Origin of the sequence: Mycoavidus sp. SF9855, assembly GCF_024582735.1 — a bacterium.
In the GTDB taxonomy this organism is placed as follows: domain Bacteria; phylum Pseudomonadota; class Gammaproteobacteria; order Burkholderiales; family Burkholderiaceae; genus Mycoavidus.
This window is the reverse complement of the sequence record NZ_CP102085.1, coordinates 360,003-385,239: the sequence shown is the minus strand read 5'-3', so window position 1 is coordinate 385,239 and position 25,237 is coordinate 360,003. Positions and strand designations below refer to the sequence as shown.

Annotated in this window: 7 protein-coding genes and 1 pseudogene; 3 read left to right on the top strand and 5 right to left on the bottom strand. The window is 52.2% G+C overall.

The features are described from left to right. Positions 1-165: 165 nt before the first annotated feature. Entirely contained in the window at positions 166-18,852 is an 18,687-nt protein-coding gene (locus NQD60_RS01665; RefSeq protein WP_257100799.1) for an SDR family NAD(P)-dependent oxidoreductase, read from the bottom strand. A 170-nt stretch (positions 18,853-19,022) separates the two neighbouring features. After that, positions 19,023-19,874 (bottom strand): annotated as a pseudogene (locus tag NQD60_RS09150) (acyltransferase domain-containing protein). Between the two features lie 211 nt (positions 19,875-20,085). Between NQD60_RS09150 and NQD60_RS01650 the strand changes: the two are divergent. Continuing rightward, complete coding sequence (locus NQD60_RS01650; RefSeq protein WP_257100796.1) at positions 20,086-20,397, top strand: hypothetical protein; 312 nt, start codon at positions 20,086-20,088, stop codon at positions 20,395-20,397. A gap of 261 nt (positions 20,398-20,658) precedes the next feature. Beyond that, positions 20,659-22,179 carry an amino acid permease gene (locus NQD60_RS01645; RefSeq protein ID WP_257100795.1) on the top strand — a complete coding sequence of 507 codons (1,521 nt, stop codon included), beginning with the start codon at positions 20,659-20,661 and terminating at the stop codon, positions 22,177-22,179. Between the two features lie 63 nt (positions 22,180-22,242). Here the strand turns inward: NQD60_RS01645 and NQD60_RS01640 are convergent, their stop codons facing one another. The 3 genes from NQD60_RS01640 to NQD60_RS01630 form a co-directional block, all read right to left on the bottom strand. After that, the gene (locus tag NQD60_RS01640; protein WP_257100794.1) at positions 22,243-22,842 is read right to left on the bottom strand and encodes a UbiX family flavin prenyltransferase; all 600 of its coding nucleotides are present in this window, start codon (positions 22,840-22,842) and stop codon (positions 22,243-22,245) included. A 5-nt stretch (positions 22,843-22,847) separates the two neighbouring features. Next, positions 22,848-23,159, bottom strand: coding sequence for a Grx4 family monothiol glutaredoxin (gene grxD, locus NQD60_RS01635; protein ID WP_223693504.1), 312 nt, complete (start codon positions 23,157-23,159; stop codon positions 22,848-22,850). 61 nt (positions 23,160-23,220) lie between these two features. Next, entirely contained in the window at positions 23,221-24,144 is a 924-nt protein-coding gene (locus tag NQD60_RS01630; RefSeq protein ID WP_257100793.1) for an NAD-binding protein, read from the bottom strand. Between the two features lie 56 nt (positions 24,145-24,200). On the opposite strand from NQD60_RS01630, the gene NQD60_RS01625 reads away from it, so the two are divergent. Then, positions 24,201-25,235 carry a CDP-6-deoxy-delta-3,4-glucoseen reductase gene (locus NQD60_RS01625; RefSeq protein WP_257100792.1) on the top strand — a complete coding sequence of 345 codons (1,035 nt, stop codon included), beginning with the start codon at positions 24,201-24,203 and terminating at the stop codon, positions 25,233-25,235. Positions 25,236-25,237 lie beyond the last annotated feature (2 nt).

Below are 25,237 nucleotides of genomic sequence, written 5' to 3'. Positions count from 1 at the left end.
GGACGTCTTCTCAATTCGGTGTATCAATTTTCCGTCGCTGACCTGTATCAATTTATAACTGCTGCTGACAACTCACTCGAGATCTAAACGACCTTTTAATCAAAAATACGGTTTTTCAAGATCGTTTTAAAATGCAATCAGATACCGTTTTTACATCGATCTTTATCATGTAATCAAAGTTTCGCCAATATATGAAAGAACCTCCCCCATGCATTGATCAGGTTTGATAAAAAGATGATCGCCATCAAAGCAGCGCAATGTAAATGCGTTACACAGCTGTTGCCAAGCCAGGACCTCGCTTTCTTGAACTTGGAGGTCTCTTGTTCCATGCAAACCGGAAACAGGTATCGGTAGAGATTGTACGATACCTGCTTGAAATGTTTCCAACATCTTGAGCGTTGACAGGAGCGCGGGCAAGTGGGCGTAGATCAAGTCGTGGCTGAAATTGAGAATCCTGACCTCGCGCATCGAATGCTCCAGTGCATCAATAACTGTCTTAAGGAGAGGGCCTGCATTGGGGTTGCAGATATCATCGAGCGTAGGCAGACAGTCTAATCCGTACTGACGATATCTCAGTCGCATATTGCAGATTAACGGATTTTCGGTGCCTACTATTGGAGCAGAATAGGCTGCAGCGAAGAGGTGCTTCGGCAGAGGCAGACCAGATGCTCTGAGATGTAAGCTCCAGGCATAAGCCATCAGCGCGCCCGCACTATGGCCGTACAGCGCGAACGGCTGCTCCAGTTCATCGCCAAGCAGGTTAGTCAAGGTCGAGGCCAGTGACCAGACATCCTGCAACGGACGCTCTCGAAAGCGATCTCCCCTGCCGGGCAACTCGATGGGGCGCACTTCGATGTGATTCGGCAAGCGCTCTTGCCAACCATTGAACACCGCCGTAGACATGTGTGAATAAGGGAAACAGTATAGACGTATACGGGTTTTCTTCTGGGCTTGCCCTCTAATCCAGGCACTGCGTTCCCGCGACCGCGGTTTGAGATCAATGAAGGGAGTGTATTCGCAGGCTGACTCTGTGACCGAAACAAGCACTTCATCTGGCGCTAAGTTATGCGATTGCAATTGCATGACTAAATCGCGAAATGAGGACTGGAATAAGTTTTTGATCGGGATGCTGTGATTGTTCAACTGCTTCTGCAGTTTCATCAGCATCAGGGAATCCATACCGAGGTCTAGCAAAGCCTTGTCGAGATCAATGTCGTCTTGCTCGCAATCTAGCAGCTCTGCCACCAGTGTTAGCAGGTTATTCTCCGTTAGCGTATCGCCGCTGTTGAGCAACGCGTCTAATTGCTTCGATGCAGTACGCTTCCCCTGCCCAAGCCGTTGCAAACGAGCTAATCCGCAAGTTATCACGCTCCGCCCTTGCTTATCTACAATGGCCCAAGCCGTCGCGAAACACCGCGCACCATCCTGGCCCGGTACATTGCCAGAGACCTCACTCTCCTGCTGGGGGAGCAGCACGCTGACCAATTGATATTTGTCTCCAGGTGCCAAGCTTCTGGAGAGCCAGATGTTTTCCATGACCGTTGTCATGTAAGGAAGATCCCCGTCTGTATCTGCTAACAAGATCGACGGTTGCAGCGCAGCGTCGATAAAACCGGGATGCGCACCTAAGCCGTAATCATCACGCCCGAAATCGAGCCGCAGCGTCGCTAAACTCAATCGGTCATAGAAGCGGCATTCATGTACCGCGCGGACAAAACCCTCAGCAGAGAAACCCATCGCCGTATATCGGCCATAGAATGCAGTCTCGTCGAAAGTATGCTGAGGCATTCCAAGACGCCCCTCCATGATCGAAGCTAACCATGCTTCGGAGGGGCGTACGTCTGCATTGGGTCCTGCTTCTACCCACGCTTGGGCAGTTTTCGTCCAGACGGCGTTCGCTGTGGCTAAAGAATCGGATGTCTTTGTGGCAATCGGTTGATAATAGAAAGTCACGCGATAACCCTGCTGCCCTTCCTCCTCCACTCTCACCTGGACTGCCGTATCCGTCTTCGGCGAAATAAGGAGCGGCAACAAAAATTCAAATCGCCGAATTGCAAGATGCAAGCGGTTGAAATACTGAGAAAATATCCGATAGATAACGTCAAGGTAGAACCCAACGTGGAAATTGCCTGTGTCCATGAGCCCATCTTCATCTGGCCGAAGTATCAGTTCGATACATAACGTCTCGGTCGCTGACGGAAGATGAATGAGCGGTAGAAACTGCACCGCAGCCGTTGCCGTACTAGCTGTGTCGTATATTGGCACTGCCGGGTGTTGATTTTCTGAGCGGCGCACCCAATAGGACTTCAGGGTAAGGTCGGTTGCAGGATACGTATCGAGGAAATGACGCTCACGGTCCAGTCCCGTTGTCAGGTGACTATCCTGATCCACTGAAGTCAGTACGACATGTCCGTTGACGCCACCAAACCCGAACGAGCTGACCCCAGCAATACGGCCCGGCCCGCTCCATTGAATGGGCTTATCGGGAAACTGAAAGCCAGGATCGGGGATTTTGAACAGCGGGTTAATGGTATCGAGATGGTTGTTTGCAGGAATTTTCTCTAGGTACAAGCACAGAGCGGCCTTGATGACGCCCGCGATCCCGGCAGCGGGTTCGAGATGACCGATGTTGGTCTTCAGGCACCCCAATATACAGGGGCGGTCAACGGACCGATCCTTGTTTAGCACATTCCCGAGTGCTTCCATTTCCACTGGATCGCCAAGATAGGTGCCCGTGCCATGTGTCTCAATGTAGCCTGCCTGTGCCGGTGAAAGACCTGCCTGCTGGAATGCGGCTCGAATGACCTCTTCCTGAGCGAGTCCATTAGGGGCTGTCATGCCGTTGCTCTTGCCGTCCTGATTAATGGCAGAGCCCGCTACCATGGCGTAAATTCGAGGCTGCAGAGAGTGCGTGCGATGTCGACCTGCTTCATCAAACCGTTGTAGCACGATCATGCCGACGCCTTCGCCAGGCACATATCCATCGGCACACGCATCAAACGTATGGCATTTGCCAGTCGGCGATAGCATATTGGCTTTTTGCAGTAACCGGATTTTGTCAGGATTCAGGTTGAGGCTAATGCCACCCACCAGTGCAAAATCAATCTGCCCGCTGTGCAGATACTGGCAAGCGACATCGAGTGCTACAAGGGTTGACGAGCAAGCTGTATCCAATACAAGGCTTGGCCCTTTAAAGCCATAGTGGTAGGACAAGCGATTGGCTGCGATGGCGCTTGCGTTACCGGTAACGATGAAAAGTGCGTTTTCCTTGTCGTAGCCGTTCACAAACTGCATATATTCGCTCGCATACGCAGCGATAAATACGCCGGTATTGGCAAAATTTGCCTGTTTCCTGATACCGGCATTCTCAATCGCTCGGTGCGCGTTTAACATCAGAAGGCGCTGCTGCGGATCCATTAGGCGCGCTTCCCGTGGCGAGATATTGAAAAAGCCCGGATCAAACAGATCAATATCGTCAAGGTAACCCCCGAAGACAGTGGCAAGGTCCTCGTCAGTGAATGAATCATTAAGACCCAACAGATCTCGCCGCGCGCTCGGGTAATGCTTCACTCCATCAAATTTTTCTGTAAGACGCGTCCAGAACGTCGGTAAATCTGGTGCCTGGGGAAACTGACCAGACATGCCGATGATGCCAATGCTGTCATTACTCGTGTGGCTGCCGTCGGGCGCACTTAAGGGCGTGGTGCTCGTTTTGCCTGCTGAGTGAATCTGCGTTTTCGTACTCGTCAAAGCTGAGTCACCTCGCTGCCCGTCGAGGAAGCGGGCGAGCTCTCGAATAGTCGGATAGCGGAAAACGACTGATGGCGGGATCTCAAGCGATAGCTGGTCAGACAAATTAGAAAAGAAGATGAGCGAATTGATTGAATCCAAACCAATCTCAGCAAACGTCTGGTCCGGATGCAAATCGTCCTGACCGAGCAAGATGCTTAACTGGTTTAACAACACGTCAATGATTTCAGTTCCCAACGCGGGGACCTGTGTATCCTCGACAGCGTTATCTTCTGATCGAGGCTGAACGTTCCCCAATTGCGCAGCATAGTAAGAGAAAACCGGTAGCCGCTGTACAGCACGATTGACTTGCGCGAACTTATGCCAGTCGGCATCGAATACGATGGATTCGCCAACATTCTGGACCAAGATGCGCTCCAGCAATATCACGCCCTGCTCAGGTGTGAGCATCGATATGCCCAGTGCATCGAAAAAGGCCCGATGATTATGCTTCACTGCCATGCCGGCACCATCCCAGTCTGTCCACTGTATTACCTGGGTTGGTCGTTTCTCCCGGCGGCGTGCTGTGGCCAATCCGACCAGAGACGCGTTGGCTGCGGCATAGGCGCTAAGCCCATGACCTTGCATGCCCTCCACCGATGAGACCGATGAGAACAGACAAAAATATCGCACAGGGTCGTTGCGAGTAAGCCGATCGAGGCAATACGCACCGGCCAACTTGGGACGCACAACGTCGCTCAAAATGTCAGCCGTTGTCTCACGTATAGGGATTGCATCTGTCGTGATGCCTGCGAGATGAAATATGCCCGTGATCGGCATACCGATTGTCACTCTCAGGTCGGTAATTTGACTCTCAAGCGCCTCTTCGTCGCGCAAGTCTGACTGGATATACCAGAGCATTACACTGCGGGTGCGGGCAAGCTCATCGATAAAGTCTTGGATACGGGTCCCAGACGGCAAGCTCGGATGCTGCAACACTGACGATGTTGGCTTACGACCGATAACGATCAGTTGTTTTACTTCCTTGTCGACCAGCCAACGAAGAAGGGTGAGGCCAATGCCACCGAAGCCTCCTGTCAAGATCATCGCACCGGACGGATCCAGAGAGCCCGTCATGCGTTTGATTGATAACGGGCGCATCCGTTGGCACAGTCGTTTGCCGTCTTGGAGGCGAACTCTTGTATCGGCCTGCGTGCAGTGTAACTCGCTGTGGATCCGGTTCAGTCCGTCTTCCTCCAACGAGTCGGTGTCGATAATGAGGCTACCAATCTCAGGCACCTCGAACCGCAGAAAGCTGAAGTATTTAGACAAGGCTTCCTGGATGGGGTCAGTTTCTCCTCGATCGGTAAGATTGACAAGGATAAGCTTGAGCCTCTTGCGCTGCCCAACCAGATCAACTGCCCGTTTGACAAACCGAGTAAGCTGATCAGCCCTGACCTGGAAAGCAGCGTCAAACATCGCAGAGTTCGTGCTAGCTGTCATTAAGTTGGCGTGTGGCTGGACAAAAACAAACGTGTCGCACTCACTCGAGTGCAACAAGTGAGACAAGTACTCGTCAAAGACATTGTCGCGATCCACAGTGATCAAGTGCGCGATTTCTTTCCTTGTGGCAGTCCAGCGGTGCAGCACTTCATCATCTTCGCACAGCACTACGACAGGACTTGGCGTTGTTACCGCCTCCTTAGTCCCCCCTGCTTCGCTCCAATCTATCTGCATGAGCCACCTATCAAGATCGGTGACATCTTCTTTGGTGCAGGGCAGCTTCGCTACAACTGCGCCCTCGGGTGCCAGCACGTCGCTAATCCAATAGCGCTTAGTGAGAAATGGATAGCCTGGTAACGGCACAAATCGCCCAACTGGGCTCACTCCGTTTTGAGACTCAAGAGCGGGCCATTCGATTAGCGAACCGGTTGCCCATGCTTGAGCAAGCGCATGTGGATCTGCAGGGAACGGGAATGTCAGTGGCTGCTGCACGCCGTCAAGACTGTCGCCCCAATAAAGGCCGTTTTGGCGTTCAGCATCTGGCGCAGCGAGCCAATCTCTTAACTGGTGTATTGCATCCACGCGGTTCTGCGCTACGAACGCAAGCCTATGACGGAATGCAGGCTTGCGGTGTTGCAGCGTAAAAGCTACATCGTGCAAGGCGTGAGCATCGTTAATTGGATTATCTAGAAAATCCACGAGCTGCCGCGCTTGTTCTGACAACTGTGCTGGGACATGAGTAGAAAGCGGGAGAGTCAGCAGCGTTGTGCTGTTACAAGAGTTCGCAGGACAGCTCACCGAATAAGGTTCTGCATGAGAGTCTTTAGCAATCGGAGCTTCCTCCAAAATCATGTGCACATTAACGCCGCCAGCACCGAAAGAACTGATCCCTGCACGGCGTGGCAAAGCGCGCCCATTGTGCTCGATGACTGGCCAAGGCATTGCATGCTCAGGGACATAAAACCCTGCTTTTTCGAATGGAATATTAGGATTAAGAGGCCCATGCAGCAAAGTAGGCACCAACATCTTGTGCTGCAGCTGTAGCACTGTTTTAGTCAATTGTGCGATACCAGCTGCGGCTTCACTATGACCGATATTCGCCTTGACTGATCCAATCGCTCGCGAGAAGTTGACCTCAGCCGGATACGCGTCCGCCAGCCCCTGCATCTCAACCGGATCACCAAGCGCCGTTCCCGTGCCATGCGCTTCGATATATGAAATCGTATCAGCACTGACCTTTGAGCGCGCTAGGGCAGCTTTAATCGCCTTGGTCTGGCTGACAGGATTCGGCACAGTAAACCCTTGTGTTTTGCCATCGTGGCTAACACCCGTGCCCTTGATCAAGGCGAGAACGGTGTCACCAGCTTTTATCGCGTCAGCATATCGCTTAAGCAGAACGACACCCACCCCTTCGCTGGGTACATAGCCATCTCCGCCTACCGTGAAAGCATGGCACCGGCCATCGCTTGCGGCAAAGCCCGACTCGCACAACGTGAGATATTTGCTCGGATGTAAGATCAAATTGACACCACCCGCGAGTGCAGCCTCAGTTTCACCGTTGCGAAGGCTTTCGCAAGCTAGGTGCAATGCATACAAGGAGGATGCACAGGCCGTGTCTACTACGATACTCGGCCCAGTAAAATTGAAGAAGAACGAAATCCGGTTGGCGATCGAGTACGTTTGTGAGCTTGCCGGATAAAAAGGCGCGCAAGCCTTCAGCGCATCTGCGCCGATAAGTTGATAATCGTTGAAACTCACACCAGCGAATACACCAAAGTCACGAGGCCGGGACTGCCAACGCGCATCAAGATATCCCGCGCTTTCAAGGCATGTCCAGGCCATTTCGAGAAACTGGCGTTCCTGTGGGTCCATCAGCGCCGCATCTTTTGTGGAAAGCTTGAAAAACGCCGCATCGAATTGTGAAATATCGCTGAGAAAGCCGCCCCACTTGCAGTAGATCGTTCCGGTTTTGCCTTTGGCACCCGACCGATAGACCGCACGATAATCGAAGCGGTCACGTGGAATTTCCGTGACACAATCCATACCACTGACAAGATTGGCCCAAAAGGCATCCAGCGTCTCCGCCTGTGGATAGCGTCCGCTCATACCAATGATGGCAATCGCGTCGTCATTATCGTGATCGTTTTCCTTTTTGGCGTTTACATACCCGTACCCTGATGCAGAATGGTGCGCAGTGTTGGATTGTGATGCAGAAGGAGGCGTGTTCCTGGAAGTGTCCAACCCGATTCGTGGGTTTAGATACGCTGCCAAATCTGCCAAGGTCTTGTACTTAAACAGCAGCGTTGCATCGTTTTCTCCAGTCCACGTCGCGATACGCCGATTGAGTTCTGTGATTTTCAAAGAGTCAAGGCCCAGCTGCTCAAAATCAGCGTGCGGATCGATCTGCTCGGCCGGCAACCCACTGATCTCGCTGAGCGCAGTGACTAATCTGGCATGCGTTGTAGGAGGCGCTGCAGTGGATGCTAATGAGGGAGCGGCAAGCGGTCTATTATCATGCATCCCGGATTGCAGAGACGAAACCCAGTATCGCTCTTTGGAAAATGGATAGGTCGGAAGGCTAATTCGCCTTGGCTTCGTTTGGCCGTATAACTGCCTCCATTCAAACTCCAGCCCCTGAACCCACAATTGAGTGAGCTTGCCAAGCTTACCGCGAGCAATCCATTTACTTACCGTTTCCTGAAATTCTTCATCAGCTCGGAGCATTGGAAAGACACCTTGCTCACAAGTAACCTTGCCATGATAGATATCCTCCTGATCTCTCTCACCTCGTGCGTAGCGTGACAGTTTCTCTTTGAGCTCCTCTAAGGACCTGACTACGAGAGCCAATCTCACTCCTAGCGCATCGCGTCCGACCTGGAGAGTATATGCCAAGTCAGCTAGGTTCACCTCAGCCTGGCGTTCCAAGTAGGCTAGTAAGTGCTGCGCCTGGCTTCGAAGTGGTTCCTCGCTTCTAGCCGATAGCACCACTACCGCTGGCCCATTCACCGCCGTTGGCACTCTCTGAGGCTCAATATATTCTTCAACGATGACATGCGCATTCACTCCACCAAAGCCAAACGAACTGACTCCGGCTCGACGCGGCAATACCCGCCCTTGATGATCTCGTAAGGCTTCCCACTGGCGTACTTGCTGTACTATATAGAATGGACTGTTGTCTAAGGCAAGCAGGGGATTTAGTTCTTCGCAGTGCAGGCTTTTCACCAAGGTCCGGTGTTGTAGCTGCAACAGTACCTTGATCAGGCCCGCCACACCTGCCGCCATTTCCAGGTGCCCGATATTACTCTTCACCGAGCCCAAGCCACAGTACCCCACTGGCAGCTCTGTCGCCAGTTCTGCGAATGCACTCTTGAGCCCTTGCACTTCGATTGGATCGCCCAATGAGGTTCCCGTACCATGCGCTTCGATATAGCTGATTGTTGCAGGCGCTACCTCTGCTTGTTGCAGTGCAGCTTTGATCAAATTCGCTTGCGCGCGCGGATTTGGCGCGGTCAATGAATTGGCTCGCCCACCATGATTCGTCGCACTGCCTTTGAGTAGGCCGTAGATATGGTCCCCATCTCGTTGAGCAGCCGACAGCGGCTTGAGGAATACCATGCCCACCCCGTCCGCGCGCACATAACCATTGGCTTGCGCTGAAAAGGTCTTGCAACGTCCATCCGGGCTCAACATGCCTGCCTGGGCAAGACTCTCCTGAACTTCCATTGATAATAGGGTGTTGATCCCACCCACTACCGCCTGAGTACACTGCCCGCTGCGCAGCAGCTCCAGCGCCCGATGTACCGCGACCAACGAGCTCGAACACGCCGTATCGATTGGTTCACTTGGTCCATGCCAATTTAACCAATAGCTCATCCGATTCGGACCCATCGTCCCTGCTAATCCCGCCGCGCTGTACCATGCTACGGCATTGCCCGCCTGGGTCAGCAACTGTCCGTAGCCCGTGCTACAGGTTCCCACCAACAATGCTGTGTTGCTGCCTGACAGGCTTTGCACCGAGTAACCAGCATCCTGGATCACTCGGTACACGTAGAGCATCAACAGCCGTTGCTGCGGATCCATCGCTTGTGCTTCAGGTGGAGAAATGCCAAAAAAGAGTGGATCAAATTCGTCAATGCTCTCGATCACACCAGCGTGGCGAACCGATGGTGCCGCACCACGGTCCCAGCGGTTGGCTGGTAGCATCTCAATGCTATCCTGCCCAGATAATAAATTTGCCCACAGGGCATCGATATCTTCCGCTTGCGGGAAACAGCCACTCATACCAATCACGGCAATCGGCTCATTGTTAGGCGTATTACTTCTGCTTTTGCTGATATCGTTCCTCAGCGCTGCCATTGCAATGTGTTTTTGCTGGTGCTGAGACTCCGAATGGCTCTGTACGGCTTTCGTTGTCGTTGCCGTCAACGGGGGGGCAAACACCGCTTGGTGTTCCCGCGCCAGATAACCCGCCAGCGCTGCAATCGTCGGATACTCAAAAAATATTGTTGGGCTCAAAGCCAAACCATACTTTTTCTGCAATGCACTACTCAATTCCGTCAGTGTGATTGAATTAAAACCAAATTCGTTCAGGGACGCATCACGTTCTAATTCCTCTCGTGCAATCTTCAGTTGCGTCGAGATCACTCCTGTCAACACATGCTCTACCCGCAACTGTAATTCGTTCGTTGCGACTTCCTTCGGCTGGGTAGGTGGTATGTCCTCTGCAGTGGGCAATAGCGGTGCTTCAAAAGCCACTTGCAGATGCTGCAGTATATGGTCTGTCACACCGTACCCTACCATCACATGCGCTGCGTTTTGCATCAGTGTTTGGCATAAAGCAGTAACACCTACGGCACTCGGCATCGCCTCCAGCCCGGTCTCCTGGCGTAGACGCGCTTGAGCTGCCGCCTCTAGCTGCATACCCCCTTCGGCCCATAACGGCCAGCTCACTGACACGGTCAATCCATGACGCAGCTCTTGTTCTACCAAGCCAGCTCGATAGTGTGCATAGGCATCTAAAAAGCTATTGCCTACTGCATAATCTACCTGACCTATATTGCCCCATACCCCTGTCATCGAGGAGCACAGCACTAACCAATCCAGTTCTATTTCTCGTGTCGCTTCATCCAAGGCCGCCAAGCCTGCCACCTTCGGTGCTAGCACTTGCCGTAGGGTTTCGCTGGTTTTCTGGGCTAAGAGGCCATCGCGCAACACGCCAGCGCTATGGATGACGCCATTTAATTGCTCATACTGCGCTACGATTTCTCGCACTAAGGCAGCCACGGCCACAGCATCGCTCACATCCACTGCCCGATACACAACCCGCGCACCTAGCTTTTGTAATTCCTGCAGTATGGGTTCTTGAGCTGATTTCAACGCACTGCGCCCAGTGAGCACCAGCAGTGGGCGGTATACCTGCTGGGCGATCGCCCGTGCAAACACTTGCCCTAAACCGCCCAAACCACCTGTGATCAAATACACACCCTCGTTGCGACAGGGAAGTATCGACGACGCTTCACTTTCCCATGGCGCAAAATCCCAGACTTCTCGTTGCCCATCGATATAGCGCACCATCGGTGCAGGGGACGCCACTTCGGCACGCAGCAGTTGCGCCAATATTGGCATCGATATCCCCATCTCTACGGCTACCACCTGGCATACCAACAGTGGACATTCCTTCTGTGCACTGCGTAGTAAGCCGCCCAAACCCTGTAGCACGGCACCTTCACCTGCACTCGGAACCACCAGTTGTAATAACCGTGTCCTGCCTAAATGGGTAGCGATCCCCTGCTGTATCCAATCCAACAGCTGCGTCGCATACGCTGTATAACGTTGTGCCAGAGTACCTGTTGCGGTCAAGCGCACACACTGCGCTGCTGGCACTACGGCAGCAAGTTCAGCAACTGCCTTTGAATCATCATTGCTGACCTCGCATAGCAAAATTCCGTGCTCTCCATACACAGGAACTGTTGTGGTTCGTGCGATAGCTTGTGTTTTCCATTGCGTCGTCAGTAGGACAGCCTCGGGCTGAGTCATTACAGGCTCGATCTCTACATGCTCAGTATTACGCCGGACTACTGTTTGTGGCACCCAATACCGTTCCTTCGCAAATGGATAGGTTGGAAGGCTGATTCGGCGCGGATTCGTTTGACCATATAACTGCTTCCACTCTATCTCCAGCCCTTGCACCCACAACTGCGCTAGCTTGCTAAGCTTACCTTTAGCGATCCAAACTTCGATCGCCTTTCGTATCTCTTCGTCGTCGAGTAACGCGATTGTTTCCTTGCTACGCTTGAGCTCTCCTTGATAAATATTTTCTTGGGTCGCCTCACCTTGCCCGTAGCGTAACAACCGCTCCTTGAGATCATTGATGGATTGCACCACGAGCGCCAATCGCACCCCAAGCGCCTCACGCCCCACCTGAAGCGTATAGGCTAGATCGACTACATTCGTCTCAGCATGGTTTTCCAAGTAAGCCAGCAAGTGTTGCGCTTGATTTTGCAACCGCGCCTCGTTTTTGGCTGACAGTACCACTACCACAGGCCCATTCACCGCCATTGGCACTCTCTGAGGCTCAATATATTCTTCAACGATGACATGCGCATTCACTCCACCAAAGCCAAACGAACTAACTCCGGCGCGACGTGGCAATGCCTGCTCTTGACGATCTCGTAAGGCTTCCCACGGGCGTGTTTGTTGCACTACATAGAATGGGCTGTTGTCTAAGGCAAGCAGAGGATTCAGTTTTTCACAATGTAAGCTTTTGACCAAGGTCCGGTGCTGCAACTGCAACAACACTTTAATCAGGCCCACCACACCAGCAGCAAGCTCCAGATGTCCGATATTGCTCTTCACTGAACCCAAACCACAACTTTGTGCTGAGAGCCCGGGAGCCAGTTCTGCAAATGCGCTCTTAAGGCCCTGCACCTCAATCGGGTCCCCTAATGAGGTCCCCGTACCATGCGCTTCGATATAGCTCACGGTCTCAGGCGCCACCTCTGCTTGTTGAAGTGCAGCCTTGATCAGATCCGCTTGTGCTCGTGGATTTGGCGCTGTCAATGAATTGGCTCGCCCACCATGGTTGATCGCACTGCCTTTAAGCAGGCCGTAGATATGGTCCCCATCTCGCTGAGCTGCTGATAGCGGCTTGAGGAACACCATGCCTGCCCCCTCCCCGCGCACATAGCCATTGGCTTGTGCCGAAAAGGTCTTGCAACGCCCATCTGGGCTCAGCATGCCCGCCTGAGTAAAACTCTCGTGCAGTTCCATCGACAGCAGTGTGTTGACCCCACCTACCACTGCCTGATCACACTGCCCGCTGCGCAGCAGTTCCAGCGCTCGGTGCACGGCAACCAGTGAACTCGAGCACGCTGTATCGATTGGCTCACTTGGACCATGCCAATTTAACCAGTGGCTCATCCGATTCGGACCCATTGCCACCCATATTCCAGGTGCGCTGTACCCCGCCACTGTCTCGCCAGCCTGCGCCAGTAACTGTCCATAACCCGTGCCAGCAGTTCCCACCAATAACGCTGTATTACTGCCCGACAGGCTACGCACTGAGTAGCCTGCATCCTCGATTACGCGATACACATAGAGCATCAACAGCCGCTGCTGTGGATCCATCGCTTGTGCTTCGCGCGGCGAAATGCCAAAAAAGAGCGGATCAAATTCATCAATGCTTTCAATCACGCCAGCATGGCGAATCGACGGTGCCGGCCCACGGTCCCACCGGTTGCCTGACAATACCCCAATGCTATCCTGCTCAGATAATAGATTTGCCCACAGCGTATCGATATCCTCCGCTTGCGGGAAACAGCCGCTCATGCCAATCACGGCAATCGGCTCATGCTTGAGCGTATTGCCCTCGCTGATATCATTTCGCGGTATTGCTGCTGCATTAGGTCTTTGCCGACGCCGAGAAGTGGGAAGAAATGGGGAGGAAACAGCTGTATCTTCTGAATGGTTCTGAACTGCTTTCGTCGTTGTTGCCGTGAATGCAGGAGCAAACACCGCTTGATGTTCCCGCGCCAGATAACCCGCCAACGCGGCAATCGTCGAATGCTCAAAAAATATCGTTGGACTCAAGGCCAAACCGTACTTTTGATGCAATGTATCGCCTAATTCCGTCAGCGTGATCGAATCAAAACCAAATTCGTTCAATGGCGTATCGTGGTCCAACTCTTCTCGCGCAATCTTTAGTTGCACCGAGACTAAACCGGTCAACACATGTTCTATCTGCGACTGTAATTCGTCCGCTGAGACCTCTCTTAACTTAGTGTCCAGCACCTCCGCTGCAGCAAGTGATACCGGCGCTTCAAAAGTATCTCGTAAGTATTGCAGTATGTGGCTTGCAATGCCGTATCCCACTACTACATGCGCTACATTCTGCATCAGTGCCTGGCATAAAGCAGCTACACCGGCAGCATTTGGCATTGCCTCCAGCCCGGTCTCTTTGCGTAGCCGCTCTTGAGCTGCCGCGTCGAGCTGCATACCCCCTTCGGCCCACAACGGCCAACTCACTGATACGGTCAGTCCATAGCGTTGTCCTTGCTCCACCAAACCAGTTCGATAGTGTGCGTAGGCATCTAAAAAGCTATTGCCTACTGCATAATCTGCCTGCCCTATATTGCCCCATACCCCCATCACGGATGAGCACAGTACCAGCCAGTCCAGCGTTACACCTTTTGTCGCCTCATCTAAGGCAACAAGACCTGCTACCTTCGGCACTAGCACTTGTTGCAAAGTCTCGCTACTCTTCTGTGCCAACAGGCCATCGTACAACACCCCAGCGCTATGGATGACGCCGTTTAATTGCCCATACTGCGCCACTATTTCTCGCACTAAGGCAGCCACGGCCACAGCGTTGCTCACGTCTATTGCCCGATATACGACCTGCGCGCCCATCGTCTGCAGCTCTTGCAGCACTGGCTCTTGTGCCGACTTTAACGCGCTGCGTCCAGACAGCACCAACACGGGCTGACGCACTTGCTGCGTGATCGCCCTCGCAAACACTTGTCCGAGTCCACCTAACCCCCCTGTGATTAAGTAGACCCCCTTGTCGCGCCACGGTAGCATCGTCTCTTCAACCGCCGGCGCCAATGGCACAAAACCCAATACCTCTCGTTTTCCTTCAACATAGCGGACCATCGGCGCAGGAGAGGCGCTTTCGGCTTGTAGATATTGTGCCAATAGCGGTATCGATATCTCGCTCTCTACAGCTACCACCTGGCACGTCAACAGCGGATATTCTCGCTGTGCGCTGCGCAATAAACCGCCCAGACCCTGCAGTACCATGCTTTCATCTTTGATAAAAACAAGCAGTTGTAGCAACAACGCCTTGCCCGGATAGACTGCGACTTCTTTCTGTATCCATTCCAGCAACTGCACCGCATAGCTTGTATAGCGCTGCGCTAAAGTGCCGCTCCCTATCAACCCTACACACTGTGCTGCAGGCATGGCTGCAGCAAGTTCAGCGATCCTCCCCGACTGATCTTCGCTCATCTCACACAATAATATGCCATGCCTCTGATAGATCGGCGCGACTGTTGGCTGAACAGTAGTTTGCGCCGTCCATTGCGGCGCAAATAGAACAGCCTGAGGGGGAATGACCGCTTGCTCAGTTGCCTCGTGCAAAGGCCGAGTACTGAAACCATTTAGGCGCAACGCCACCCGCCCGCTTGCATCGACGATGTCAACATTGAGCTTACGTATAGTCACGCTATCGCCAGTTTGCGGCTGTACTATCACCCACGCCGACGTTGGCACTTCGCCCCATTGTTGCACCTGCTCCACGGCGAATGGCAGCGCCAAGGACGCATCGGCCGCGCCTGGCGCAAATCCCACGCATAACTGCAGCGCTCCATCTAGCATATTCGGCGCCCACGCATAGCCAGCGGGCCACGCCGCAGTTGAATGCAAGGCACCTACTGCGATGTGACGGCCTAGTTGCAATTCGTGGAGAACCTGGAAGCTTAGGCCGTAATTGAACCCCAGTTGGGCAAACCGCGCATAACACACCTCACCTGTCAACGTCTGCTCACACTGTTCCCGCACCGCTTTCAGATCTATCCGCGGCGCTTCACCTACCTCAGTCAGTTGAGCCCAACCCCGGCTGTAGACCACCCTTTTGTCCCCACTACCGCTATAAATCTCGAAATGGATACGGGCGTCTTCCTCTTCCTCCAAACCAATATGCACCTCTTGTGGCTCTCGCACCACCAAGCGTCGCAACCAGGTAACCTCCTGCAATAAGACCGAAGACTCGGCCATGTCGGCCTTATCCTCGCTAGCCAACATCACCGCTGCACGTGCCCATTCCAGTTGAGCCGCCCCGGGCACAATCCGTTCACCTTGCACGACATGATCACGCAGGAAAAATTCCTCGCCAGTGAGTGTTGTACTAAAACACTGCTGGCGTAAGGAGGACGTGTTTCGGTGGACCAGCGGATGCAACTGACGTTCTGAGCCTTCCGGCACTGCCGTTTGCGGCACCCAGTACCGCTCCTTAGCAAACGGATAGGTTGGAAGACTGATCCGCTGCGGTTTCATTTGACCGTATATCTGCGCCCACTCTACCTCTAGCCCCTGCGCCCAAAACTGAGCCAGCTTGTCAAGATGGCTCAGTGCCAGCGATGCTTCGATGAGCTTTTGAGAATCCTCGTTGGCTCGCTCCGCCAATGCCTCTTGGCTGCGCTTGAGCTCGCCCTGATAGGTGTTTTCTTGCAGCGCTTCGTCTTGCATGTAACACAACAATCGCTCTTTCAGTTCATTGATGGACCTCACCACGAGCGCCAATCGAACGCCCAGCGCCTCGCGTCCCACTTGTAGGGTGTACGCTAATTCGACTAAATTTGTCTGAGCACGGTGTTCCAAGTACGACAGCAACTGCTGTGCTTGGTCCCGCAGCCGCTCTTCATTTTTTGCCGATAGCACTACTACCACGGGCCCAATCACCTCTGTCGGTGCCTTCTGAGGCCCAACGTATTCTTCAACGATGACATGCGCATTGGTACCGCTAAAGCCAAATGAGCTGACTCCCGCGCGTTTGAGCCCGGCCGGCCACGCCTGGGTGTGTGCGACGACCTGCACTGACAAGCGCTCCCAAGGAATATGCGGGTTTGGGGTCACAAAATGCAATTGCGCTGGAATCACGTCTTGCTGCATTGACAGAACAGTCTTAATCAACCCAGCAATGCCTGCCGCTGCTTCTAGATGGCCCATCACGCTTTTGAGTGAGCCGATCAAAAGAGGCTGATCATCTGGCCGCCCAGTCCCAAGCACTTGGGCAGCGGCCATCACCTCGATTGGATCGCCTAACTTGGTGCCCGTACCATGCGCCTCTAGGTAGCCGATCTCGTGCGGTGCTAATTCTGCCTGAGCTAACGCCGCTTCGATCACCGCCTGCTGAGACAACTGGTTCGGAGCGGTTAAGCCGCTGCTGCTGCCATCCTGATTGATGGCACTGCCCCGAATCACCGCGATGATCGGGTCCCCATCAGCTTGCGCATCGGATAAGCGTTTTAAAATCACTGCCGCGCAACCTTCTCCTCGCACATATCCATTCGCTAAGGCATCAAACGTTTTGCACCGCCCATCTGGCGAGAGCATGCCTGCTTGCTCGTATGCCAGGAACCGCTTCTCGTCAAGCAACAAATTGACCCCGGCAGCCAGGGCCAGGTTGCATTCTCCACCTAACAGACTGCGGCATGCCGTGTGCACAGCGACCAGCGATGAGCTGCAAGCAGTATCAATACTGAGTGCGGGCCCCTGCCAATCGAAGAAATACGACAGCCGACCTGCCGCCACCGAACATGCGTTACCGGTAGCAAAGTGAGCATTGATATCCGCTTTGCGCCCATTTGACGCAATCACATCTTCATAGTCACTGCTCATCATGCCTACGAAAACTCCACTGCGCGTCCCACGCAGCATCGCTGGCGCGATCGCGGCGGATTCCAGCGCTTCCCAAGCGACCTCTAACAACAAACGTTGCTGTGGATCCAATAATTCCGCCTCACGTGGCGAAATACGAAAGAATCCCGCATCGAAGCAATCCACGTCGTCCAGAAAACCTCCTTGCCAACGACATGGCTCAGCTCGATTTCCCCACAGTAAGCGCCGGTTAGCCGGCAAAGCACCCACCTCATCACGCGCTGCCAGCAATTCTTGCCAGAGCTGGGCTGGGTTGTTCGCTTTATGTGGGAGGCGGCAGGCTAACCCAATGATCGCGACTGCTTCATGCTGGTGGGTGGATTTCTGCTGTGGGCCATTATTCGCTGACGCATAGTCCGCATGTGCTGGAGCTACGCTTGCCTCCAGCGTTGGAGCAGCGATTGTCTGCGGCATTGGCTGTTGAACGGTAGCTTGGGCCATAAAATACCCAATGACTGCTTCAGACGTTCCATAGCTAAAGAAAAACGTCGAGGGCAATGATTCTCCCAGACGAGTACTCAGCTGTCTTCTTAATTCAAGCAGTTCCAGTGAACTGAGCCCCATCTCCATCAGAGGCGTTTGGGGATCATAGGCTGCGGCCCGTTGACTGCCCAGTATCTCTATCACCGTGCTGTGCACGATTGGTTCAACCTGATCGGCGGCTAGCTTAGTATGCGGGGCAGACACAGCTTGCGGCCTTTCAGGTTTTGCGATGGCCTTCTGCTCAGCGTGCAAGCCGTATTCGATTAAAACCCCGGCCTCCTCGTTATCTATGTCTCCCGGCCTAAACCCAGGCAGCACTTCGCGTATCACCGCACCATGCGAAGCATGGAAATGCAACATTGGATCGACCAAATGGCCTTGTTCGTCGCGTAACTGAATATACTGATCAAGGCTGTATGTGGCTCGATGCTGCCTATAATTATCGCAGCGCGTGACACCCATAATAGCCTCTACCCCATCAAGCAGGGGGCCATAGATCCGCATCAAGTCAATGAGCGCATCACTAAACCCTCGCCCATACATCTCGGGGGCAACAAATAACCCTAAAAGTTGCAAATAGCTGCCTTCTGGTCGATATAAACGCCCAACTTCGGCGTAGTTTATGCTGCGTAATGCTTCGATAGAGTCAATGCGCTGCGCATACAAAACAGCCGCAATTTGGCCGTCAAACTCCAGGACCATTTGCTCCCGGGGACAATCGCTCACTCGCCGCTTTATTTCCGCTGTAGAGATACGCATCGCACTTGGCTGGCACATCTGATTCAGTTGCTTCAGGCGAGATAGATCGGCTCGTACTGGATGACGAATTGTGTAAGGCTGAGGGACCAAACAATGCAAAGAGATCCGCTTCTCAGGAAAAGTACGTGACAGACCAGGCTTAGGAAATAGGCCAACTTCAGCCGCCGCCATTAAAAAAGCCGAAGCATCGGCTAATTGCTGACCAGAAAATGCTTTAAAGGGGACTTTACTGCCATCGCGTGCAATGTACACGCCCGTATAATCTAATCCCCCTCGTCGCTGAACCACCGTCTCACCTTCTTCTGGCAAAAAAAGGCCATGATCGTCTAAAGACGAACTCACGTGCGAAATGCTTTCTGGATTCTGAATGCCCAGATCGGCTAAATCAGTGATCAGTTGCTGCGGGTCTTTAAAATCTCCCTGCGCTATCATGAGATCTAGCATAGTGACATCCCCTAAAACTTTATATCTTGATGAATCGTTACCGCATAAGTGGCAGTTCAGCCAGGTCAATCTAGTGCTTTTTTAATTTGCTTAGATGGGCTGAACACTGCTGAGCTCGAAATATCCGTTATAACCTTCCAGATAGATCGCAGCCCGGTGTCCAAAAAGCATCATGGTCTTGGTCTTTGTTGCCACAGGGCCTTTATGAGAGGCAGTTTTGACTTGGGTGCCAACCGGATAATTGCGGTTCCATTCACTAATTTTCTGGTGCAGTGCGGCGAGTCTCTGCGCACGGTCGTTATTCGGCGCAAACGGCTGTTCAATAGTGGAAATTGGGGCGGATGCGTAATCTGAGCGGTTAAATTGATGCTAATGCGATTAGCCTGGTAACGGCTAGCATCAACATTTGAAATAACCGGAATCGAAGGTGCCGGAAAAGTAAATTTTTTCAGGTAAGCTTCAAATTTTTGTTTGACTGCTTCCATATAACGAGAATGAAAGGCACCACTGGTATTCAGGGGTACGTAACGGACGTCGCGACTCTCAAAAAACGTGGCTGCACGGATAATGCTTTCTTTCAAACCAGAGAGAATGATTTGTGTTGGTGAATTGAGATTGGCGATATCGATGTCTATGAGGCCATGGGTTTGTAGCATTTCCCTAATAGCCATTTCGGTGAGCCCAATGACGGCAGTCATGGTTCCCTCAGGGGCCATGCTCATTAATTCCCCTCATTTTTTTACCAGCCTGAGACCATCTTCGAAACTTATCGCGCCTGAGGCTTGTAGTGCATTGAATTCCCCTAGGCTATGTCCCACCAAATGATTAGCTCTGGCCTCCGTCTCGTGACTGCGTTGTTGGTAAGAAAGCGCATTAACAACATATAACGCCGGTTGCGTATAACGAGTGTCATTGAGCTGCTTATGTGAATCTTTGGCGCACAAATCTTGGATTGAGTAACCGAGAATCTCGCTAGCGGTTGTTGTCAACTCTGGAAAAACAGCAAATAGCTTGTCACCCATTCCTTTTGATTGGAAGCCCTGCCCTGGGAACATATAGACACTCATTACAATCCTGCAGAAGATGTTTTTGAGACTGTAAAAAAAACAGCAATCTATTGAGCCGGATAATTTTGCTCGCAAGCCTGCCGTATCGCATGTAAGCATACCTTATACTGGGTAGTTTTAGACTCGAAGGGAATACCTAATTCTTAACCCAAACTAAAATTATTCAATGCAAAAAATGTATGAAATAGAGAAGGTTGCACCTGTAGTACCTACCTCCGAGGCCCAGTGGCTGGGTAGCATGGCTTTTCGCTCATGCTACGGTCTAAAGTATGCCTATGTGGCTGGCGCGATGTACCGCGGTACTGCTTCCACGGATCTTGTCGTGCGATTAGGTCAGGCTGGTCTGCTTGGTTACTTTGGGACTGGCGGTTTGAGCTTGAAGGCGATCGAGTCAGATCATGCTGGCAGCATAATTCGTTCGGCTAAAGGATACGCTAAACGGGGGCAAGGTCAATTTCAGACATTCGAGTGTGCATAAGCGTCGCTCTCTTATAAGAGAGGGTATTTCAATGCTCGCTTACCTTTACCCGTGAATGATGAGAACTCAAAAAAATGTTAAGTGCAATGGTATGAAAGACAGTGAAATGACGTATGTAAATCGCACAATTTTGCCCGGCTATCGAGAAATCAATACAGTATAATATTTGATCGTCTAGGATAGAGTTAGAACCATCACCTCTAATCCGCCTTTTTACACCAAAAAACAGCGCTCACAAAAGTATTCTTTTAGCCAAATTTAATGAAAACTTTATGGAATAAAAAGTCGATCGCCATGTTAGAGGCTGAAGCAGCCTTGGGTGACGACAACGCAGTCAGTGGCAGCTCGCATTATCCAAAACGAGCTTTATCTGGATTCGATTTAACCATGCTCGGTATTGGCTGCATTGTCGGCGCCGGCATTTTTGTATTGACCGGTCATGCAGCGGCAACACATGCTGGGCCAGCGATCATGTTGTCCTTTATTTTGGGGGCAATCGTCTGTGCTTTTTCTGGCCTGTGCTATGCAGAAATGGCTTCAACGGTGCCTGTGGCAGGCAGTGCTTATACGTACGCCTATGCCACCATGGGTGAATTTATCGCCTGGCTCATCGGCTGGGATCTGATCCTTGAATATTGTTTGGGCGCGACTACCGTAGCCATTGGCTGGTCAGGTTATGTCGTAGGATTTCTGCATTCATTAGGCATTCATATTCCTGATGTGTTATCTAGAGCACCGCTCGCCTTCGATAGCGCAACCGGTTGGACACATACTGGCGCACTGATCAACTTGCCTGCCATTCTGGTCGTCGCCCTGATGACACTCCTGCTCATTTTTGGCATTCGAGAGTCGGCACGGGTCAATAGTATTATGGTGGTGGTGAAGGTAGCCATTATTCTCGCCTTTATCGTGGCGGGCTTTGCCTTGGTCGATACCGCAAACTGGATAACGCCCGCTAACCCTAATGGTGATTTCATGCCACCGAATAGCGGCCAAGCAGGAGAGTTTGGTTGGAGCGGTATGCTACGCGGTGCAGCCGTGGTATTTTTTGCTTATATTGGTTTTGATTCGGTTTCCTGTGTTGCGCAGGAAACTAAAAATCCACGCCGTAATCTGCCGCTCGGACTGCTGACTTCGCTCGTCATCTGTACCACACTCTATGTACTGGTCGCTTATGTTCTGACCGGGGTGGTCCGTTATGACCAATTAAGTGTGCCTGATCCAATTGCTGTAGGTATTGATGCGCTGGGTATGCCATGGTTATCGCCACTGGTCAAACTTGGAGCGATTTTTGGGCTGACCTCAGTGCTCTTGGTCTTACTGATGAGCCAACCGCGCATTTTTCAAACGATAGCAAAAGATGGTTTGCTACCAAGCTTTGCTAAGAAAATCCATCCGCGTTTCCATACCCCCTATATCACAACGCTGATTACCGGCGCAGTGGTGATGACGCTAGCTGGCCTACTGCCGATTAATTTAGTGAGTGAATTAGTGAGTATTGGCACGCTATTTGCTTTTCTAATTGTTTGTGTCGGCGTGCTCGTACTGCGCATTACCCAGCCAGAACTCAAACGTGTATTTAAAACCCCAGCCGTTTATCTAGTCGCGCCAGGCGGAGCATTGGCCGCGCTATTTTTAATGGCGGGTTTGCCTGCGGATACCTGGATGCGGCTATTTATCTGGATGGCGTTAGGGCTCATCATTTATTTTAGTTATGGTAAGCGCAATAGTGTCCTGCGTCGCCGTTTGGAAAATAAACCTATAGAGATTGACTCAATCTAAGCCACTATAACGCACGGCAGCCTGTTAAGGCTGCCGTAAATTATTGAAAAGTTCGGATAAGTATTATGCGTTGCGGATGCCAGACCAGCTTGGGGCTAGCGTTGACTCAAAGCCCAGTAAACTGAGTACCCGTCCAACGGTATGGTCAACTATTTCATCAAGCGTAGTGGGCTTATTGTAGAGTGCCGGCAGCGGCGGAAAAATCACGCCACCCATTTCAGTTACTGCCGTCATATTGCGTAGATGCGCCAAATTGAATGGTGCTTCGCGCACGAGTAACAAGAGACGACGGCGCTCTTTCAAAGTCACGTCAGCTGCGCGGGTAATTAAATTATCGGAAAAACCATGAGCAATGCTTGCTAACGTTTTCATTGAACACGGTGCAACAATCATGCCCTCTGTCGCAAATGATCCGCTCGCGATACTGGCACCCACATCACGTATATTATGAACCACATCGGCCAGCGCATTTAGATCAGGTTTGGTCAGTTCTAATTCATGCGTAATGCTCAGCCAGCCTGCGTTGGATACAATCAAATGAGTTTGGACGCCGCCAATACGACGTATTGTTTGGAGAATACGCACGCCATAGAGCGCCCCCGTAGCCCCTGTAATGGCGACGACTAGGCGGCGCGGCGTAGCGTTAGATGCCGTATTAAGCACTCGCTCTATTCAGCTGTGAATAATTGTTGCAATTCACCTGACTGGTACATCTCTACCAGAATGTCCGAACCGCCAACAAATTCGCCATTGACATAGAGTTGCGGAATCGTCGGCCAATCCGAATATTCTTTGATGCCTTGCCGAATTGCTTCGTCGCGTAAGACATCGACTGTATGTAAACGGCTAACACCGCATGCTTTAAGTATCTGTACTGCACGGCCAGAGAAGCCACACATTGGAAATTGTGCGCTACCTTTCATAAAAAGAACCACCGGATGTTCGGTGACAAGTTGTTTGATATGCTGCTGAGTATCCATAGGAAGTGTACTGAATGATAAGTCTAGTAGTAATTTAGTATGATAGCCGATTCTGCAAAGATCAGCGTGATTCGGGTTTGCCGCCAGCAAAAGAATTGCTGATATGTTCTAGCAGAAAATGCTGCACTGTCGGGTAATGCAGTTGATAACCTAATTCTATTTTAAGCCTAATATTCATTAAGCGGCGTGATTCACGCATAAATGACAGCAACCCTGGTTCCAGCAATTGCTGCGCTTGGGCGCTTGATACCCGCGCAGGCCGTGGCAACCCGTGCGCATCCGCCACTAGATCAAAGTAGTCACCTAATTTCATTTGCGTATCATCCACCGCGTGTATAATCCGCTGCGGGCAACCAAGCCGCTTTATCCGCAACACAATCATCGCAAGATCATCAGCATGAATGTGATTGGTATACACGTCTTCTTCGGCATTAAGAGCGAACATGCCTTTTTGTAAGCGCGCAAGCGGTAACCGATTATCGGCATAGATGCCCGGAATGCGAACAATACGCAGTGATAACACAGCGCGCGCGCCTGCTGCACGCAGCTGAGTCTCTGCTGAAATACGCCTGAGCGAGCGTGCATTGGCCGGTTGCGCTGGCCGGGTTTCAGCCACCAGCGCTCCGTCGCAATCACCATAAACGCCGGTTGTGCTGGCATAAACCCATACCGGCGGCGCCAATGAGCGGCCCAAGGCACTCAGCAAGAAGCGCGTGCGCGGGTCACCGTTACCTTGTGGCAAGGGTGGCGCTAACTGCAGCACGGTATCTGCCAAGCCAGCAAGACGCTTTAGACTCGAACGTTGATCAAGGTCACCGACGATAGGCACAATACCCATTGCGCGCAGACTAACGCAACGCTCAGCGTGACGGGTTAGGGCCAACACACGGTAGCGCGGCAACAGTAACTTAGCGCAACGCAAGCCAATATCGCCACAGCCGATAATGAGGATTCGCTTACGCTTAAGTTTGCGGGTTGGAATCATTGTGGCATCATTATATATTCGGGTCTTAGAAATGTTTCGTCACATTCAGTCTTTTTATGGCATTTAATATTACTCTTCGGCCCAGCGGCCGGCAATTTCAAGTAGAACCTAATGAACCCGTGCTCGCAGCAGCCTTACGGCAAGGCATTGGCTTGCCATATGGGTGTAAAAACGGCGCGTGCGGTTCGTGCAAAGGCACGGTGCTGCGCGGTGAAATCGAACAAGCAACGCATTCAGCCTCAGCTTTGTCCAATGACGAAAAATTACGAGGTATGGCGCTTTTTTGTTGCTCGGCGCCCAAATCTGACCTCGAACTTGAAGTGCGTGAAGTAGCTGGCGCAACCGATATGCCTGCTAGAAAACTCCCCTGTCGCGTCAATGCGCTTGAGCGGGTGGCTGATGATGTCATGATTATGCGCTTGCAATTACCGGCGAATCAGCAGTTGCAGTATTTCGCAGGCCAGTATATTGAATTTATTTTAAAAGACGGTAAGCGGCGCAGCTACTCAATTGCCACACCGCCGCATCATGATGGGCCGCTTGAACTACATATTCGCCATATGCCGGGAGGGGTGTTTACTGATCATGTTTTCACCGCTATGAAAGAGCGCGATATGCTGCGCTTCGAGGGGCCGCTGGGGACTTTCTTTTTACGCGAAGAGACCACCCGGCCGATCATTTTACTCGCCTCAGGCACGGGCTTTGCTCCGCTCAAAGCGATCGTCGAGCATATGATATTTAAACGCATCGAGCGACCCGTCACGCTCTATTGGGGCGCACGCCGCAGCCAAGATCTGTATCTGGCCGAACTGGCTCAGCAATGGGCCAATACGCTACCCAATTTTTCTTTTGTACCGGTTTTATCCGAGCCGGCAGCTGAAGACAATTGGCACGGACGAACTGGCTTTGTGCATCAGGCAGTGGTGGCAGATCTGCCCGATTTATCCGCCTATGAAGTCTATGCGTGCGGCGCGCCGGTGATGGTTGAAAGCGCTTTGCGCGATTTCACCGCGCATCATCGTCTACCTCAAGATGCGTTTTACGCCGATGCGTTTACCAGCGAAGTAGATTTGGCGAACCCAGTCGCATAACT